Origin of the sequence: Hwanghaeella grinnelliae (genome assembly GCF_004005845.1) — a bacterium.
GTDB classification, from domain to species: Bacteria; Pseudomonadota; Alphaproteobacteria; order UBA8366; family Aestuariispiraceae; genus Hwanghaeella; species Hwanghaeella grinnelliae.
Genome location: NZ_SADE01000001.1, coordinates 639,757 through 656,814, shown reverse-complemented (window position 1 = coordinate 656,814; position 17,058 = coordinate 639,757). Strand labels below are relative to the sequence as shown.

Annotated in this window: 15 protein-coding genes; 8 read left to right on the top strand and 7 right to left on the bottom strand. The window is 58.1% G+C overall.

Features of this window, described 5'->3' with window-relative positions:
• Positions 1–61: 61 nt before the first annotated feature.
• The 3 genes from EOI86_RS02910 to EOI86_RS02900 all read left to right on the top strand — a co-directional run bounded on the left by EOI86_RS02910 (position 62) and on the right by EOI86_RS02900 (position 2,192).
• Positions 62–1,123 carry a YeeE/YedE family protein gene (locus tag EOI86_RS02910; RefSeq protein WP_127763634.1) on the top strand — a complete coding sequence of 354 codons (1,062 nt, stop codon included), beginning with the start codon at positions 62–64 and terminating at the stop codon, positions 1,121–1,123.
• 61 nt (positions 1,124–1,184) lie between these two features.
• Complete coding sequence (locus EOI86_RS02905; RefSeq protein WP_127763633.1) at positions 1,185–1,697, top strand: GlcG/HbpS family heme-binding protein; 513 nt, start codon at positions 1,185–1,187, stop codon at positions 1,695–1,697.
• Between the two features lie 117 nt (positions 1,698–1,814).
• Entirely contained in the window at positions 1,815–2,192 is a 378-nt protein-coding gene (locus EOI86_RS02900; protein WP_127763632.1) for a hypothetical protein, read from the top strand.
• 44 nt (positions 2,193–2,236) lie between these two features.
• Here the strand turns inward: EOI86_RS02900 and EOI86_RS02895 are convergent, their stop codons facing one another.
• On the bottom strand, positions 2,237–4,480 hold the full coding sequence (locus tag EOI86_RS02895) for a N,N-dimethylformamidase beta subunit family domain-containing protein (RefSeq protein ID WP_205032033.1): 2,244 nt from the start codon (positions 4,478–4,480) through the stop codon (positions 2,237–2,239).
• 114 nt (positions 4,481–4,594) lie between these two features.
• On the opposite strand from EOI86_RS02895, the gene EOI86_RS02890 reads away from it, so the two are divergent.
• A complete protein-coding gene (locus EOI86_RS02890) occupies positions 4,595–5,131 on the top strand; it encodes a putative pterin-binding protein (protein ID WP_161973660.1) in 537 nt (178 codons plus the stop codon).
• Between the two features lie 40 nt (positions 5,132–5,171).
• Positions 5,172–6,521 carry a sensor histidine kinase gene (locus EOI86_RS02885; protein ID WP_127763630.1) on the top strand — a complete coding sequence of 450 codons (1,350 nt, stop codon included), beginning with the start codon at positions 5,172–5,174 and terminating at the stop codon, positions 6,519–6,521.
• 31 nt (positions 6,522–6,552) lie between these two features.
• Here EOI86_RS02885 and EOI86_RS02880 read toward each other — a convergent pair whose 3' ends face one another.
• The 6 genes from EOI86_RS02880 to EOI86_RS02855 are packed head-to-tail and all read right to left on the bottom strand — an operon-like array spanning position 6,553 to position 12,643.
• Entirely contained in the window at positions 6,553–7,353 is an 801-nt protein-coding gene (locus EOI86_RS02880; protein WP_161973659.1) for a heme ABC transporter ATP-binding protein, read from the bottom strand.
• Positions 7,350–8,402, bottom strand: coding sequence for a FecCD family ABC transporter permease (locus tag EOI86_RS02875; protein ID WP_127763628.1), 1,053 nt, complete (start codon positions 8,400–8,402; stop codon positions 7,350–7,352). Before EOI86_RS02875 ends, EOI86_RS02880 begins: the two co-directional genes overlap by 4 nt.
• Positions 8,399–9,301: a heme/hemin ABC transporter substrate-binding protein gene (locus EOI86_RS02870; RefSeq protein WP_127763627.1), complete on the bottom strand. Its 903-nt coding sequence runs from the start codon at positions 9,299–9,301 to the stop codon at positions 8,399–8,401. Before EOI86_RS02870 ends, EOI86_RS02875 begins: the two co-directional genes overlap by 4 nt.
• A 33-nt stretch (positions 9,302–9,334) precedes the next feature.
• Entirely contained in the window at positions 9,335–10,420 is a 1,086-nt protein-coding gene (locus EOI86_RS02865) for a hemin-degrading factor (protein WP_127763626.1), read from the bottom strand.
• 46 nt (positions 10,421–10,466) lie between these two features.
• Positions 10,467–10,622, bottom strand: a complete 156-nt coding sequence (hemP, locus tag EOI86_RS02860) for a hemin uptake protein HemP (protein ID WP_240035559.1) — start codon at positions 10,620–10,622, stop codon at positions 10,467–10,469.
• 44 nt (positions 10,623–10,666) lie between these two features.
• Positions 10,667–12,643, bottom strand: coding sequence for a TonB-dependent hemoglobin/transferrin/lactoferrin family receptor (locus tag EOI86_RS02855; protein ID WP_161973658.1), 1,977 nt, complete (start codon positions 12,641–12,643; stop codon positions 10,667–10,669).
• Between the two features lie 436 nt (positions 12,644–13,079).
• Between EOI86_RS02855 and EOI86_RS02850 the strand changes: the two genes are divergently transcribed.
• The 3 genes from EOI86_RS02850 (at position 13,080) to EOI86_RS02840 (ending at position 16,907) form a co-directional block, all read left to right on the top strand.
• The gene (locus EOI86_RS02850) at positions 13,080–13,418 is read left to right on the top strand and encodes a P-II family nitrogen regulator (RefSeq protein WP_127763623.1); all 339 of its coding nucleotides are present in this window, start codon (positions 13,080–13,082) and stop codon (positions 13,416–13,418) included.
• A gap of 228 nt (positions 13,419–13,646) precedes the next feature.
• Complete coding sequence (locus EOI86_RS02845) at positions 13,647–15,404, top strand: Na/Pi cotransporter family protein (RefSeq protein WP_127763622.1); 1,758 nt, start codon at positions 13,647–13,649, stop codon at positions 15,402–15,404.
• 66 nt (positions 15,405–15,470) lie between these two features.
• Entirely contained in the window at positions 15,471–16,907 is a 1,437-nt protein-coding gene (locus EOI86_RS02840; RefSeq protein WP_127763621.1) for a dicarboxylate/amino acid:cation symporter, read from the top strand.
• The last annotated feature ends 151 nt before the right edge of the window (positions 16,908–17,058 follow it).

Below are 17,058 nucleotides of genomic sequence, written 5' to 3'. Positions count from 1 at the left end.
ATATGCATTTGTTTGAATGCGTTGTTATGTTGGGCCACCCTTGCGGTGGAGGAAGCGTTCCATGCTCGAAGAATGGCTGGCAAGTGAAGTCATATCGGACTCGGCCAAGGCGTGCCTGGGTGGACTTGCAATCGGCCTTGCGTTCGGAGCATTCGCCCAATCAAGCCGTTTCTGCCTGCGCAGCGCCTGTCTCGAATTCTGGAAGATGAAGCCTGGCCGGTCGGTCGTCGTTTGGCTGATGGTCTTCGGCGCCACGTTGACGGGTGCCCAACTCCTTTTCCTTGGTGGGTTGATCGATGCTTCCGAGATACGGCAGCTCAGTACCGTTGGCACCCTTTCCGGAGCCATCATCGGCGGCCTGATGTTCGGCTTTGGCATGATCATGGCCCGCGGTTGCGCCAGCCGACTGCTTGTCCTTTCCGGCACAGGCAACATGCGTGCCCTGGTCACCGGGTTGATCGTCACCGTCATTGCCCAGGCCGCCTTGAGCGGGGTCTTGTCACCGATGCGGACTGCGTTATCCGGGCTATGGAGCATCGGTCCGGACGCTCGGAACCTGCTGCTGCACATGCCGGAACATTCAGGTCTCGTCCTCGGCATCTTAACCATGGTCCTGGCCGGTTGGTTTGCCATCCGGGAAAAGCTGGATGTCAGGACCGTGTTGCTCGCCGCGGCGCTCGGCGCGACCGTCGCCCTGGGCTGGGGCTTCACAGCAAGCCTTTCCCGCATTTCCTTCACACCCGTTCCGGTCAACAGCGTCAGTTTCACTGGCCCTTCCGCGGATACGCTGATGGCATTGATCACATCCCCCGCCATGACCCTCGAGTTCAGCCTGGGACTGGTCCCAGGGGTGTTCGCAGGGGCTTTTCTTTCCGCTTTGGCCCGACGCGAATTCGCACTGCAGGCCTTCGATGCCCAAACCGGCATGCTGCGCTATCTGGCCGGCGCGGTTCTTATGGGTTTCGGTGGCATGCTGGCCGGCGGGTGCGCCGTCGGCGCCGGGGTCACCGGCGGGTCGGTTATGTCGCTCACCGCCTGGGTCGCGCTTTTCTGCATGTGGATCGGGGCGGGCCTGGCCATCGCCCTGGAATCCCGGAAACAGCCCGCCAAGGCAATGGCATGAGACACAAGGCAAAAACCAGGAAGCCAACAAATCAAAAACAATCGAGAGGAGGAACATCACAATGAAAACGTCGAACATCAAGAAAACAACATGGGCCGCTTGCTTGGCCGGGACAGTCGCCCTCGGCAGCAGTGTCGCCGCCGAGGACATCATCAAGGTCCGTTTGATGGGGTCTGACCTCGCCGCCGATATCGCGCGCGGCGCCGTGCAAAGCTGTCGTGAGATGGGGTATCAGGTCGCCGCGGTCGTATTGGACCGGGCGGGCGATACGATGGCCTCGCAGAGGGACACCTTCGCCCGCCGCCACACACTGGAAATAGCCGCCCGCAAGGCGGGGCTTTCGATCATGTCCGGTGTGGCATCGGTGGAGATGCGCGATAGCCGTGAGGATATCCGCGCGGAGTTGAACCATATGGACGGCATCATCGTTATGGAAGGCGGCATCCCCATCCGCGCTGCTGGATCCCTGGTCGGGGCGGTCGGCGTGTCTGGCGCGCCTGGCGGGGATATCGACGCCAACTGCGCCAATGCCGGGATTGAGGCGGTTCAGGACAGAATCGACTTCGCGGACTGACCGGAGGGACCGGCCCGTCCCGAAACTGTTGCGGCATCAAAAATCTGTTTGCGCCGCAGAAAGACTCCCATAACGTTTCTCTAATAAAACAATGTCGTATTAGAGGGGAGCACCGTCGTGAACAGAGGCCTATCCGTCCACTTCCTTCGCGCATCCGTTTTGTATGCCTTGGCAGGCATGGCGCTTGGTATTCACATGGCTGCAAGCCATGACCACAGCCAATTGCCGACACATGCGCATCTGATGCTGTTCGGTTGGGTGGGCATGACGATCTATGCGGCGGTTTACAAACTGTGGCCGGATGCAACAGCCGGTCTTTTGCCAAAGCTGCACATGCTCGCCGCCCATGCCGCACTGGTCGTCTTGGTCGCTGGTTTGTATCTCATCTACGATGGCAATATCGAGATCGGCGATCCCATTGCCGCGATCGCTTCAGTGATTCTCATCGCCAACATGGCCCTCTTTGCCTGGATCGTCTGGCGCAAAGTACGCTAGACGATCCAAGCCCGTTCGCTGCCATGCCGTAAAGCCGATAGGCTTCAGGCCGTGAAGCGTCGGATAACGTTCTCCATGATGCGGCTGATGTTATTGTCGCCGCCGTTCCAGGGCAGAGAACCGCAGAAAGTGATCGACCCGACGGAAAAGACGGCACCACCGCCCGGCACGTCGAAATAGCTCATATCGGCACGGATCAGTTCTTCCATGGGTTGGTTCGCCCATGTCGTTATGTGGGTCAGCAGTTCTTCCGGCACCAGGACGAAAGAATCCGGGTGGTTTTCCGAAATGGCGAGGATTCGAACATTCTCCGGTGATCCCAAGCGAACGTCAACACGGTCCAACTCATAGCCGGCCGCACCACCACCGGAAAATCCGAAATCACCCAGGATATCGCCCTCAACTCCTTCGAAGACCCAGGCCATGTCCGCAGACCGGCTGTCTTCGGTTCGACGGTAGTAGGTCCCCTCGAATTGGCCTTGGCTTGTGAAGCCGACACCGGCCAAATGCTGGGGCGGACGACCGTTGCGGCGCCAAAGGCCGCCATAGCCGCCGTCGAACGCCATGAAATATTCGCCCGGCTCCGCAGCCCAAGCCCGGATGCCACCTTCCGCGCGGCGGATTTCAATGATGCCCTCTTCCTCCGGATGGACGGCGACGCGCCAATAAAATCCATTCCCGCCGAGATACATGAACTTGCCGCCGCCATTCCGGTAATCGAGCAAGGCGTCGAGCGTTTTCGGTGTGTGGTATTCGGGATGGCTGCCGGTCGTGACCGCTTTATAGCCTTTCACCGCATCGACGCCTTCGTCGTGCAATTCCCGGTCAGTGACGATGTCAAAGGGGATGCCCTTTTCATGCAGCCACCAGATCAGATGGCTGTCCGCCTGGAAATGACGCAGGCCGGAACTATCGCCATAGCCCATCGTGATATAGCCGGGCCGCGTATTGAGAAGCGGCCGCAAGTGAGAGCAATGGCAAACGCCCGACCCATCCTTGTGGAAGTTGTATGTGGAGCAGCCCAATTCCTCGTATTCCGCCGGATTCCAAGGATAACCGTTCCAACGGCTGAACTTTTCCTTCCATTCCGGCTTGAAGTCGGGCCGTGAATGGTTGCCGTAAATCGTATAGGTGAAAGTCGAAACCAGAACACAGAGGTCCGCGCTTCGTTTGCCTTTCGGCGGGCAGACGAAGAACGGAATGGCGTCTTCGTATTCGCCTTGGGTGATCCGCAAGACATAAATGCCTGACGGCAAATCGTCGGGCACGGTCCATTCGATATCCGTTTCCCAGCCGAAATCGTAAATGTCATCGCGATGGAAATGGATGGCGCCGTAATGTTCCGGCTTATGGCGCCAATTCATTTCCGACCCGTCCCAGTCATAACCGGTCATGGCACGCGCCGGATGATTGACCAGGCGCCCATGCAGTCCATGCGGCCCAACATCTTCGATCCGGAGGGATGAGGTCGCTTTTGCGAAATCCCAACGCGCTGCCAATTTGCGGGAATCCGCGCTGTCGGCGGCATAAACGGTGGGCGCTTCGATCTTCCCATCGAAATGCCGATCCGCATGCCCATCGCGCAAGGCAGCGGCGATCAGCATCGCTCCGCCCAACTGTGGTTCGAACCCCTTCGCATTGCCTTCACCCAGGGCGGGTTCGCCCCATAGGTCCTTCGGTGTTTCCTCGACACTCAGCTTTCCGGTCGAACAGTCGTAAGAAAGCCGCGCCAGATACCATTTCCTGGGCGACAGCTTGCGCCCGGTCGTCACCACGGTGTCGCCGGCCCGCCCCGCCAACGCCCCTTTTTCATCCAGGAACAGATCAACCCCGCTGAGGCTCATGATCACTTGTTCTCCGGCGCCGGGAAGCGTCGGCCAGATTTTCGCCGTAAACGTCACATCATCGGGAATCGCGGGACCCGTTTGGACAATCCCGTACGAACCCGGGTTAAAGCCCTGCCGGCGGGCCGGATAATCAGCGTTGATCGAGGCCTCGACCTCCTCCTCGACGATGCCGGGCCCAGCCGGGTTCGGATCCGCGCAAATCGACCGCATCAAACGGGCTGAAAAATCCCCTTCACCGGAAGCGGAAACCTTAAAAGAGACGGTCCCGCCGGCGCGGACGGACAGGGGATCGCAATAACCGATAACCGGTATACGGGGAAACTGATGGGTCATTTTCAAATACTCGCGGGAAATGCCGATATGGCGGGTGTGTTTCTGTGTCGATCCTAGGCGAACGCGGCCGGGATTGGAAACACCTGCTGTGGAAACAGCACTTTTCACCGAGCCTCCGAAAACGGCCCGACGTTATCAATTCCTTAACCGGCATCGGGTTGAATAAGGTACGGTACGAATCTGGCATACATGCCGGTGTTATATTCAGTATTGGAAACAAAAATGTCATTATTTTCAAATACAAGACCGCTTATATTCGCGGTTGCGCTTTCTGCTTTTTGGTTGACGGCACTGTCTGGTTTGCCGTGCGATGCGCATGCCGAAATGGAGGCTCCGACCGGCGAGGTGATCCTCGTGGTAGGCGGCAATATCAGCGAGACGAATGTCGGTGACGAAGCGCATTTCGACCGGCAGATGCTGACAGCCCTCGGCATGGAAACACTTACAACGACGACGCCCTTCGAAGAAACTCCGCAAGACTTTCAGGGGCCCCGATTGGCAGCCTTGCTGAAAGCCGTCGGCGCTCAAGGTCAAGTGATTGTCGCAACCGCCCTGGACGGTTACACAGTGGAAATACCGACGCGGGACATGCTGGACTACCCGGTACTTTTGGCGATGGTGTGGAATGGGAAAGAAATGGGCATCAGGAACAAAGGGCCCACTTGGATCATATATCCGCTGGATCAATATCCAGAATTGGTCGAAGAAAAATTCAGCACAAGAAGCGTCTGGCAACTAAGTAGCCTCAATATACAGTAAACGCATCCTTATACCCACGACTGCGCGAAGCGACGGCATTGTGATAAACAGACACCTGTCACTGATTTTCAGCATCCTGACCGCGCTCTTTCTGACTTTAAGCGCGGCATCGATCGTGTATTCGCTGACCACGTTAAAGCAGGTCTCAATAAAGAATTACGATTCCAGCGGCTTGGCGGCGATCCAACTGCGCATGCACTTCAATCTTCTGTTGGCAGAACTTCGCGCCCATGAAGAAGGAACAGTGCCCGGCGCCGCTCGGGACGCGATGCTGCAATACGATATCGTCTATCAGCGCCTCCAGAGCCTGCCAAAACGCCCGCCCTACACCGAGATTCTGACTGAGGAAGAACTCTCCCTGCTTGCGACGATTTCCCGCCAGGTACAATCCGAAGCGGATTTGTTCGACGTAGCGGCAATGAAAAACACCCCCTTGCCAATGGGTATCCACAGCCGTCTTCAAGGATTCGTCAAGGACATGAACTACCTTGTCGGGCGCATTGTCCAGTTGGCCCAGCAGTACCGGGAAAAACGGCGGCTGGAGGTGATACAATCAACAAGGCTTCTTATCGCATCAACCGGTGGCCTCGCCATAACCGGGGCGATCTTCGCCTATCTGCTTTGGCGAAGCCGCCTGCGCCTTCACGTGCAAAAGCTGGCAATTGAAGAAAGCAGAGACCGGTTGATACAAGCCAGTGATTCCAAATCACAATTCCTGGCGCATATGAGCCATGAGTTCCGCACCCCGTTAAACGCAATCCTGGGCTATTCAGAGATCATCAAATTGCGTGTTTTCGGCGGGAACGTCGATAACCGATATCTCGAATATGCAGGGTTGATTAAACAGGCTGGCGATCACTTGCTTGAAATTGTGAACGATGTTCTGGACATTTCCAAAGTCGAGGCCGGGAAATACGAACTGAACCCGACACTCTTTCCGCTTGCCGATGTGATTCAGGAATGTTCACGCATGGCGGGTCCCGAGCACGCAACAAACGACGAAATCATCTCGATCGAAATCCCCGGCAACTGCGCGCAACTGCATGCGGACCTTCAGGCATTTCGGCAGATCATGGTCAACCTGATCCACAACGCGGTCAAATATTCGAACAACGGCGGGAAAGTTGTGGTCACCGCGCGAAAGGACGAAGCCGGGGAAACCTTTATCGTGGTCCGCGACAGCGGCCCCGGCATAGCGCCCAACGAACTCGCAAAAGTCATGCAGCCTTTCGGTCAGGGTCAAAACAACCTGGAGACCGCCCAAAAAGGTACCGGTCTGGGTCTTTCTCTTTCGAAGAAGCTCATGGAGCTACATCACGGTGACCTAAAGATCGACAGCGTTCTTGGTAAGGGAACGACCGTCACGCTTTGTTTTCCGGAAGCCGCCTGATTTTCCCGCCTCTCGACGCCAAGCATATGGATCAGGAGAGGGCTTTACCGCCTTCGTGACCAAGCCGAACGGCTACATGGCGCGCCGAGCCGTTCTCGAACACCGAAACCGGGGCTGCGAAGGTTCTTGTCAGAACGTCTTCACGGACGACTTCCGCCGGCCGGCCATCCATCGCCAAATGACCGTCGCCCAGCAACAAGATCCGGTCCGCGACGGCCGAAGCGAGATTGAGGTCATGAAGAACGACGACAACACCAAGCCCCTGTTCCGCAAAGGACCGCGCTTGATTCAGGATCAAGGCCTGGTGGGCCATATCCAAGCTGGCGGTCGGTTCGTCCAGGAATAGATAGCGCGCACAGTCCAGATGATCCGAGGAGCGGATTTGCGCGACAGCCCGGGCAAAGGAAACGCGCTGCCGTTCGCCTCCCGACAATCTCGTCACCTGCCGATCCCGGAATGCCGTCATGCCCGTTTCCCGGAGTGCACGGTCGACCAAGGCCGGTTTGTCCCGCTCGGCGATACGGTCCAGTACCCCCATTTCGACGATGTCGCGGACAAGAAAAGCGAAGGACATGTCGAAGGATTGTCGCATGACGGTCCGCATCATAGCGCGTTCCTTCGGGGCGATCGTGCGTATTTCGCGGCCATGAAACGTGACCTGCCCCTTGTCCGGCGAAACATCGCCGGCCAGCACGCCAAGCAGGGTCGACTTTCCAGCTCCGTTTGGGCCGACAAGGGCCGTCACCTGCCCCGGATGGATCATAAGATCGATACCGTGCAGAACCTGTCGACCAGCAAGGCTGACGCATACCTGCTTAAGCGTGATCGTCATAGGACCCGCCATTTCCTGGCAACCAGAAGCCATAGAAAGAAGGGGCCGCCGACAGCCCCCAGGACCAGGCCGATTGGAACGTCTTCCGGAATCGCCACAGTTCTCGCAACCAAGTCCGCCATGACCATGACGATGGCGCCGCCCATTATAGACCCCGGCAAGACAATCCGATTGTCCGGCCCGGCCAACAATCTCACCAAATGCGGCACGACAAGACCGACGAAACCGATCGCACCGGCAAAGGAAACCGCCGTCCCCACCGAGAGGGCGACCGATAGAACGACGAGTCTTTTCAGCTTGCGGACGTCAACGCCCAAATGCGCCGCTTCGACATCCCCCAACAGCAACCGGTTGAGTGACACGCCGTTCACGGCGAGCAGACCTACAGGCACCAGAACCGCCACCGCGATGGCCGGCAACGCATCCCAGCCGGCGATGGCGAGACTTCCCAACGTCCAAAAGGTAAGCGTTCGCAATTGCTGATCATCCGCGAGGAACATCATGGCCCCGACACCCGATTGTGCGATTGCGTTTATCGCAATACCGGCAAGCAGCATCAGGGCGACGTCGACCCTGCCGTTCGTCTGCCCGATCGATACGATCAACAACGTGGCGCCTGCCGCACCGACGAATGCCATTGCCGGAACCGCGTAATAGCTGGCCCACACCATGAAACTGGGCGCCAGGGTTCCCCCGACCACAATCGCCGAAACCGCGCCAAAGGCGGCACCGGAGGAGATGCCGATCAATCCCGGGTCGGCCAATGGGTTGCGGAACATGACCTGCAAGGCAGCACCGCTTCCGCCAAGCGCCGCGCCGACCAGCAAGCCGAAGACGACGCGTGGCAAACGAACTTGCGCTATGACAAGCCCCGCCCGGTCCACATCATCCGTCAAAAGCGATTGCAGGGCCGCAACAACGTTGACCGGATAAGCGCCGAAGGAAAGCGCAACCAAGCCTGCCAGAATCGTCCCAGTAAACAATGCGCCAAGGACCAACGTCCGCTTGGTTAACCCAATCCGAACCGGCAATGTTTCAGCAATACTCATCCTGCCCGTAGGGGCTCGAGGATGTTCGGCACTGCGGCCGCACCATGGATGAGGCGCGCCAGGGTTTGGACGGCGTCCGGGGTCCGTGGCCCGAACCCCAAAAGCAAAAGCCCGTCCATGGCAATGACCCTGCCTTCCTGGGCGGCCCGAAGATGCGCCATCACCGGCAGTCGGGCGACAGCCTCTTCCCCACCCAGGCGATGGCCGACATGCTGCATTAGGAGGATAACGTCCGGATCGGCCTGCTGAACCGCCTCGGCAGTCACGGGTTTGAAACCCTCGAATTCATCGAAGACCAGTCGTCCCCCGGCAAGGTCGACAATGGACTCGACCGAAGTGTTTTTACCGGCGGTCATCAAGGCGCCGTCTTTCACGTCCAGAAGAAACAACACGGTTGGGCGGGTGTCGACCACCGCAACCGCCTCGCCGATGGCCTTGGCCCGGGCGGCAACGGTCCGCGCCAATTCATCCCCCTCACCTTCCGCGTCGACCAGACCGGCAATTCGCCGGATCTTGGTGACGACATCCGCAATGGACCGGGCCTCGTCGACTTTTTCAATGCGCACACCGATCGATGATAGACTGTCCAGCGCGACCGGCGGACCGGCGCCTTCCTCCAGCAGCACCATTGTCGGTTCCAGGGACAGCACCCCCTCCACCGACAAATTGCGCATATAGCCGACCTTCGGCAGGTTCTTTGCAGCCTCCGGATAACTCGATGTCGTGTCCGAGCCGACAAGAAGAAGGCCTCGGTCCAGGAAGTAGATCGTTTCCGTAACCGAACCGCCGACGGAAACGATCCTGTGTTGCTGAGAACCGGTCGCCACGCCGGGCATCATGAACGCTGTCGCGGCCATTCCGGCGAGGACCTGACGACGCTGAAAGCGAGTGGTCAACATTGTACGCTCCCTTCAAATGGTAACCGGTGGAAATCAGGCTGCCGACATCGTGCCGGCGACTTCAGCGGTAAGGGTCCGCCATGCCTCGAGCTCTTGATTGCCCGGCTTACGCAAGCCGAACACCGTCACGATCAATTCATTGTCCGCGTCATAGACCTCCAGGGAAGTGATCGTTCCGTCGTCCGACGGTTTCCGGACGATAAAGGCATCGACAATTCGGTCTTCCCGCAAATGAAGATTGAAGTCGGGGTCCAGCACATTCAGCCAATCGCCCATCTTTTTGATGTTTTCGACCAGGCCGGTATGGATCTGGATGCACCCCCGATTGGCGACGAAGACCATGATGGGAATTTTCCGGCTTGCGGCGAGAAGAAGAACGTCAGACATGGCCGATAGCGGGGCACGCTCCGTAAAACGTCCTTCCGCGAGCCGCATCGCTTGGTGCCGCCCGACCCCGTGGTTCGACAACACTTTCCGGAAGTCATGCGGATCCTTCAGTTCGCTCCATTCTTCCAGCATGGCGCCGCGGTCAATCTTTTCATCTGCCGTATCCGCCTTTTTTTCCGGGTATGGGGTAACATCCGGCACCCTAGGCAATTGATCCTCGCTCACGAACAAAGCAACCAGATCATCAAAGGCAGACCGGTTGCTTGCATCGACAAGGTAGATTTTGTGAACGGCAACACCGGCACGGTCGAAAAACTGCAGGCTTGTACGTGTGCCGCTTCGCGCCACCTCATTCACACAGAATCCGAAAGCCCAGTGATTGATGAAAATGCGAAGGTCGACCGTCTCGTTCAAGACAATCCCGACATGACTATTGAATCCGATTTTTCCAAATTCACCATGCCGTTCATGGACAACGTGCTCGTTGCGCGTCAATACCATCACGCGTCCCACCGCGGGCATTCCCTTGATCAAAGCTTTGAAGTCACCATCCAAACGCACCACGCCGTCGCCGCACCGAATTGACAGCAAGGCGCATTCACTGACCCCCAGTTCTGCCGCCACATCCCTGGCGCGCAGCCCCGGGTTTAGCGCTTTCAGGTCTTCAACGCGTTGCGCCAAATCGGCCGCACCTTTGTCGATCATCTCTACCTCGTTCGTCTCTACCGTCATTTTTCTTGCCTTCCCAGGATCAGCGGCCTTCGTACGGCCAACCCTTCTATTTCGTCAGGATCAACTTGCCCTGCCGCGTGTGACGCAGCCGATACAAATCACCGTTGTGTTCAATCATCACCTCCGGGCGGCCGCCCAGCAGGTCCGCACTTGAGATGACCGTGACCGACCTCTCGGACTCCTTCCGAGGGGTCGGCTCCACATCTCCACATTTGTTGGCAAACTCGCCCATAAAATCGTCTATCCTCAGAACTTGTAGCTAATTGATAGCTTTGCGTTGCGGCCTGCTTCCCGCAGCTCGGATAGGAACCGCTGATAGTCCTTGTCCATTATGTTATCGACCGCGAAATCGACCCGAAGACCTTCCAGGTCCTTGTCCTTAGGGATCCAAGAGACGAAAACATCGTGGATAAATTTCTCGCCACTCACCGCTTCCGTCGCCGCGGGAACACGTTCCTGGCCGGCGTAGTAGATGGTCCGCCACCCCGCCCTCACACCAAGTTGGGGCCATTTGTAGCCGATCGTTGCCGTGGCTTTGTCTTCAGGAATGTCACTGATTGGATCGCCTTGGGCGAGGTCGTCGCCCCGCAAACGGGCATAACTCCCCGCCCCGAAAAACGTGTCGGACTCGTATCCGGCCTCCAGCTCTATGCCCTCGATACGCGCTTCGGTAACGTTCACATTCGTACTGGTCCCGAATGCGCCGCCGACGACCTGAAGCTCGATCAGGTCATCCACATCGTTTCGGAAGATTGAACCCTTCATGCGCAACGCATCGCCTTCCGACAAAACGTCGTCAAATGACGTTGCAAGACCTATTTCCTTATTCCGCGCAAACTCTGGTCGAAGGTCGGGATTTGCGACGAAATTGTTGAAGGCGAAATGCGTTCCCCCAACGAACAGCTCAGTCAGCGACGGCGCACGAAAGGCCTCCGCGTAGGATCCGAATGCAGTCAGCCATGGCGTTACACGGTACGATACGGCGATCTGTTTCGAGAACTCGCCTTCTTCGTTTTCCGGTTGGCCGATTGTCGTGAGGTTATAGTAGTCGTAGCGGGCCGCCGGCGTGATGGTGAGGTCGTCGTAAAGCACAAATTCAGCCTGGAAAAAGTACCCCTGTGTATTGCGTTCCGCTGTCGGGAATTCCTGCCGCACGGTGCCGTCGGTTGTACCTACCTGGCGGTCCTGGAAAGCCTCCAAACCGGCCGTGAAATTGAGGTTCGCCCAATCGGACAAGGTGAAACGACTGGTATTGGCCGCGTCCACACCGACGGTGTCCAATTCGGTCGTCTGGTGACGTCCATCGGATAGCCTGATCTCGCGAATATCCGTCCGGGAGTAATAGGTGGTAGCACGCGCATCCAGCCAGTTTCCCGTTCCTTCATACGTATATGTCAGTGCCGCCGACTTCTCGTTTGTCACGCGATCTGCAAATGCCTCAGAATCCGTATTCGCCGCGGTCGGGATGATGTGATCGTCCTTGAAGCTGTTAAGGGTCGCCTCCAGACCGTGGCCACCGACAACGACACTGCCCTTTGCAAGGCCGGAAAGAATGCTATCACCCGACCCCGGAACATCATCGCCACTGCCGTCGGTGTAGTTACCTGCCGACGACCGGGTCACGCTAACCAACACATCGGTGTTTTCCGTAGGCGCGCCATAACCTGTCGTCGTGACAAACCGTTGTGAATTACTGGTGTGGAAACCAGTCCTCACCATGGCGCCGATGGTCTGACCAGGCTTGAGAAGGTCGGCCGCATCGACCGTTTCGATTGACACCACGCCGCCGATGGCACCACTGCCATACAAGGTGGAACTTGGTCCACGGAGAACATCCACCTGCTTCAACAGGCTGGGCTCCATGAAGACGCGGCCACGGTGACCCGCTTCGAAGTTCTTCCGAACGCCGTCGACACGCATGACAACCCGTTCACCCGAAAACCCCCGAATATTCGGCTGTTCGGCGGAGTCGCGAGGACCACCACCCATTTCCAGGCCGGGAACCGTCTCAAGGATATCATCCAGGCTTTTGGCTTGGCTTGCTTCGATGGATTCTCGGTCGACGACTGTGATCGCTGCCGGCACTTCGATCGCGGCCTTTTCGGTGCGCGTTCCTGTTACCGTTATAGAATCCAATGTCGTCGCCTGCACGATTTCGACACCTTGCGCCGTTGCACCGGCGACCGCCAAATTCGATGCCCCCAAAAACGTTGCTGCCGCCACGCCACGGCACGTCCAACTTTTACCCCCAAAGACTCTCATTTCTCGCTCCAGCCAATTCATGACGATGTTCCGGAATTCCGGACCCGCGCTTGGCTGGCTACCGCCCGAGGAGGGGAAGCTGGCTTAGCAATTTACGCAACTGCAAATCAGTCGCACTTGCATGAAGGTAATTGCCTTTTGGCACCCCCGCTGTCAAGCGATCTAGTCTGAGTAGGACTCGTAGAACCGTGCCGCCGCGAAACCGACCCGGGATCACGGAAATAAGTCTCTGTTCCAATTGGCAATAATTGGCCTTCTCGCTTACTTCCTTTGCAAAAAAGCGGTACCCTAGACAGGTTTGGGAGCATGACACGCGGGTTTGCGGGCTGGACGTCTTGGCCGTCCAAGGTGAATGTGCATTTCACCCCGACGGATAAAGAATTGAAGGAAGGTTCCCATGAAATACATTGTCGCAGTGCTGAAACCGCACAAACTCGACGCGGTTCGGGACGCTCTTTCGAATATCGGTGTGAACGGGATGACCGTATCAGAAGTGAAGGGATATGGGCGGCAACGTGGCCAGGCTGAGATCTATCGCGGTACTGAATATCAAGTCCATTTCGTGCCCAAGGCCAAGATCGAGGTTGCCGTATCCGACGCCCAACTGGACGCGACGGTGGAAGCAATTCAGACAACCGCGGAAACCGGTAAGATTGGCGATGGAAAGATTTTCGTCATGGAACTCGCAAACACCGTTCGGATCAGGACCGGCGAGCAGGGAGAGGACGCCCTTTAAGCGACCGCTCAAAATTCGTCGCGGTCCCGGCCTAGATTGTAGGGCCCAACAATACGGATCGCCTGACGTATAGATTTGTCCTGGCCGATATACGCGCCGACCAATAGAGCCGGTCAGTGACCCATCCTCCACGGGCCAATCCGCGCCCTCCCCTTTGTCCAAGATCAAATCGCTCGCTGACGATTGTGCTAGTTTGCTGTCACTTCGCAGTCCTTCTTCGAGGAGCAAATGGAAGTCGTCCTGAGCGCTGCCGGTGGATTGGCCCTTTTCCTTTTGGCAATGGGCATGATGACCGATGGCTTGAAGGTGTTCGGCGGGGAAAGCCTGAAACGCCTGCTGCATGGTTGGACATCCTCCATCATTCGCGGCGTTTTGAGCGGTGCCTTGTTAACGGCAATCGTTCAGTCTTCCAGTGCCGTCACCTTGGCCACCATCGGTTTCGTGAATGCCGGTGCATTGACCATGCGTCACGCATTGGGCGTGATCTATGGCGCGAATGTCGGCACCACGATGACAGGCTGGATCGTCAGCCTTGTCGGTATCGGCTTCAAGATTGAGCCGCTTGCCCTGCCGATCCTTGCGGTCGGTGTCGCCACCCGACTGCTCAGCCCAGGCAAACGCGGCAAGGGACTGGGCGACGCGCTTGCCGGATTCGCCCTTTTCTTTCTGGGCCTCGGCATTCTGAAAGATGCGCTTTCCGGCATGACAACGGATTTCGGCACCGGCATGTTCACGACGCCGGAAGGGTTTACAGGCCTTGCCATCGCAATGGTTGTTGGAACCGCCATCACCGTATTGACCCAGTCCTCAAGCGCGGCGATCGCTGTTATCATAACGGCAGCTTCGCAATCGATGGTCGGTTTGGACATCGCCGCCGCTGCGGTCATTGGCGCGAATATCGGCACCACCGCAACTGCGCTGATCGCCGTGATTGGCGCCGCGCCATCGGCGAAACGTGTCGCCGTCGGTCATGTGGTATTCAACCTCGTGACGGCGCTGGTCGCGATCGCGATATTGCCACTTCTTCTCATCGGGTTGGAGGCAGCCGGTGACTGGGCGGGGCTCGGCAATCAACCGGCCGTGCTGCTGGCCTTGTTTCATAGCTTTTTCAATATCCTGGGCGTCCTGTTGATGATCCCGCTGACCGGGCGCTTGGCCGACCTGTTGGACAAAAGGTTCAGGTCGTCCGAAGAGGATATGAGCCGGCCCCAGCATTTGGACGACTATGTCCTGTCGACGCCTGTCTTTGCTGTGGCGGCATTGCACCGCGAATTGACCAGGCTGCTGGAACTGACATCCACCCTGTGCCGCCACGCCCTTGGCAATAATCCGCAAGAACGTAAAGTCGAAGCGGAATCCACGGCCATATTGGCCCTTTGTGAAAAGATCGCGGCATTCGCGACATCCATACAGATGGAAGTACTCCCCAGGTCCGTTGCGGAGGGGCTTCCACATGCCCTTCGGGTTGCGCGCTACTTGGAGGAAGCCGCTAGCTTGGCCCCCCATGTCGCTAATCTTCGCATGCGGCTTTGGCGCATTCACGGCGTGGAAGCCCGGTCGGCGGTCGAGCATGCGATGTATAATGCACTCAGGTTTCTTGAGACGACAAAAGAACGTAGGAATATCGATACACCTTTGCCGGGAGAGGGTTTGGAACAGCAGCAACAACTGGACTTCCTGGCCGCATATGAAGACGCGAAGGCAACGTTGTTGGAAACAGCCGCCGCGCGCAAAGCCGACATCATGTCGATCGATCCGATCCTTGATGCCTTGAGCCATACGCGCCGGATCATCGACCAGATCGGCAAGGCGGAAAAGATGCTGCAGACCGGCACGGTCGAAGGCCTTGCGTTGGAAGAAGGCGCGAACAGGGAAGCGGAGCCGGAAGATGGTATTCCTTCCGCCGTACCCGCACCAATCTCCTCCGTCGTCGGCGCCCCCCCTTCACCGGGGGATGGTCGGTTGAAAAAAGACGACCCGATGTGATTTTATCCGGACGAAATTCGCCCGGATCTCAACTATTGAAACCTCAACCAGGAAGACAGAGTAACAATGGCCGAAACCTGCCGCTCCCTCCCCCAATTGACGGCACATCTGGGGACCTTAATCCGGCAACGCCTTTGGTTGCAGGTCCTGGTCGGAATGTTCCTGGGCGTCGCTGTCGGCATTCTGATCGGCCCGACAAGCGGTTATGTGAGTGCGGAAATCTCAGGGCTGGCGGGGAATTGGATTTCGCTGCCCGGCCGCCTTTTCCTGATCTCCATCCAATTCGTGGTCGTTCCCTTGGTCGTCGCGTCAGTGATCCGCGGCATCGCGGCTGGTGAAGGCGGTGAAGGCCTGGGCGTGCTCGGCTCCCGGACCGTGATCTTCTTCCTGACGACCACGGTCTTGGCCGTTGGAATCGGAATACTCGTCGCGACCGTGATCCAGCCTGGCAAGTATCTGGACGGTGTCGCCATGCAGAACGCTATGCAGACCGACGCCGCTGAGGCTGCGGCCCTCGCCGGGGCCGCCCCCGTCGATGCGCCGAAGGTAAACGAGATACCGGATATCATCGTCGGCCTGTTCCCAAAGGATCCTTTGAGCACTTTCGTCAGCGGCAACATGTTACAGATTGTCATCGCGGCCGCGATCATCGGCGTCGCCTTGACCATGACACCGGGCGACCAACGCAAACCCCTGCTTGACCTTTTGGCGTCTGTTCAGGCGGCCTGCATGGTGATCGTCGGCTGGGTCATGCGGTTCGCGCCGTTGGCGGTGTTCGGGTTGCTTGCCCATATCACCTCCCGTGTCGGCCTATCCGCATTGATCGGTACAAGCGTCTATGTCGCGACCGTGCTTATCGGCTTGTTACTGCTGCTGCTATCCTATCTGGCGATCGCTTGGTTCTTAGCAGGACGAACGCCACGCCGTTTTCTCGGCGCGACAAAGGATGTAATGCTGCTCGCCTTCTCGACATCCAGTTCCGCGTCGGTCATGCCGCTGTCCTTGTCGACCACTGAAGAAAAGTTAGGCGTGCGCCCCGCTGTTGCCCGGTTTGTCATACCGCTGGGGACAACGATCAATATGGGGGGCACCGCCTTGTATCAGGGGGTAGCCACCCTGTTCCTGGCCCAGGTCTTCGGGATCGAACTGGGTGTATCCGGCATCCTGCTCGTCACCGCCATGGCGACCGGCGCGGCGATCGGGTCACCCGGCACGCCGGGTGTCGGCATCGTGGTCCTGGCGACCATCCTGACCAGTGTCGGCATTCCGCCATCGGGCATCGCCATTATCCTCGGTGTCGACCGGCTGCTGGACATGTGCCGGACCGTGGTGAACGTCACCGGCGACATGACCGCCTGTGTCACCATCGACCATCTGTTGCTGAAATCGGCTGGCGTGGAAGAACCGCATCTGGGCAAGGTAGCGACACCGGCCATGCACGCGCCGGAATCATCCGGCACGACAGCGCCCCCCGACCCCTCCAATCCATCAAGACCCGGCTGAGCCCTTGGTAACCTGCCTTCACGAAAAGCTCCTCCGGCGGAACTTTTCGTTCACGGTCAGGGATGACCACGCGGGCAGGCAAGTCGTCGATTTCCATCGCGAGCGCGTCGTCGAAGCTGTCCTCCAGCGCCGCGTCGACCCAACTCTTTTC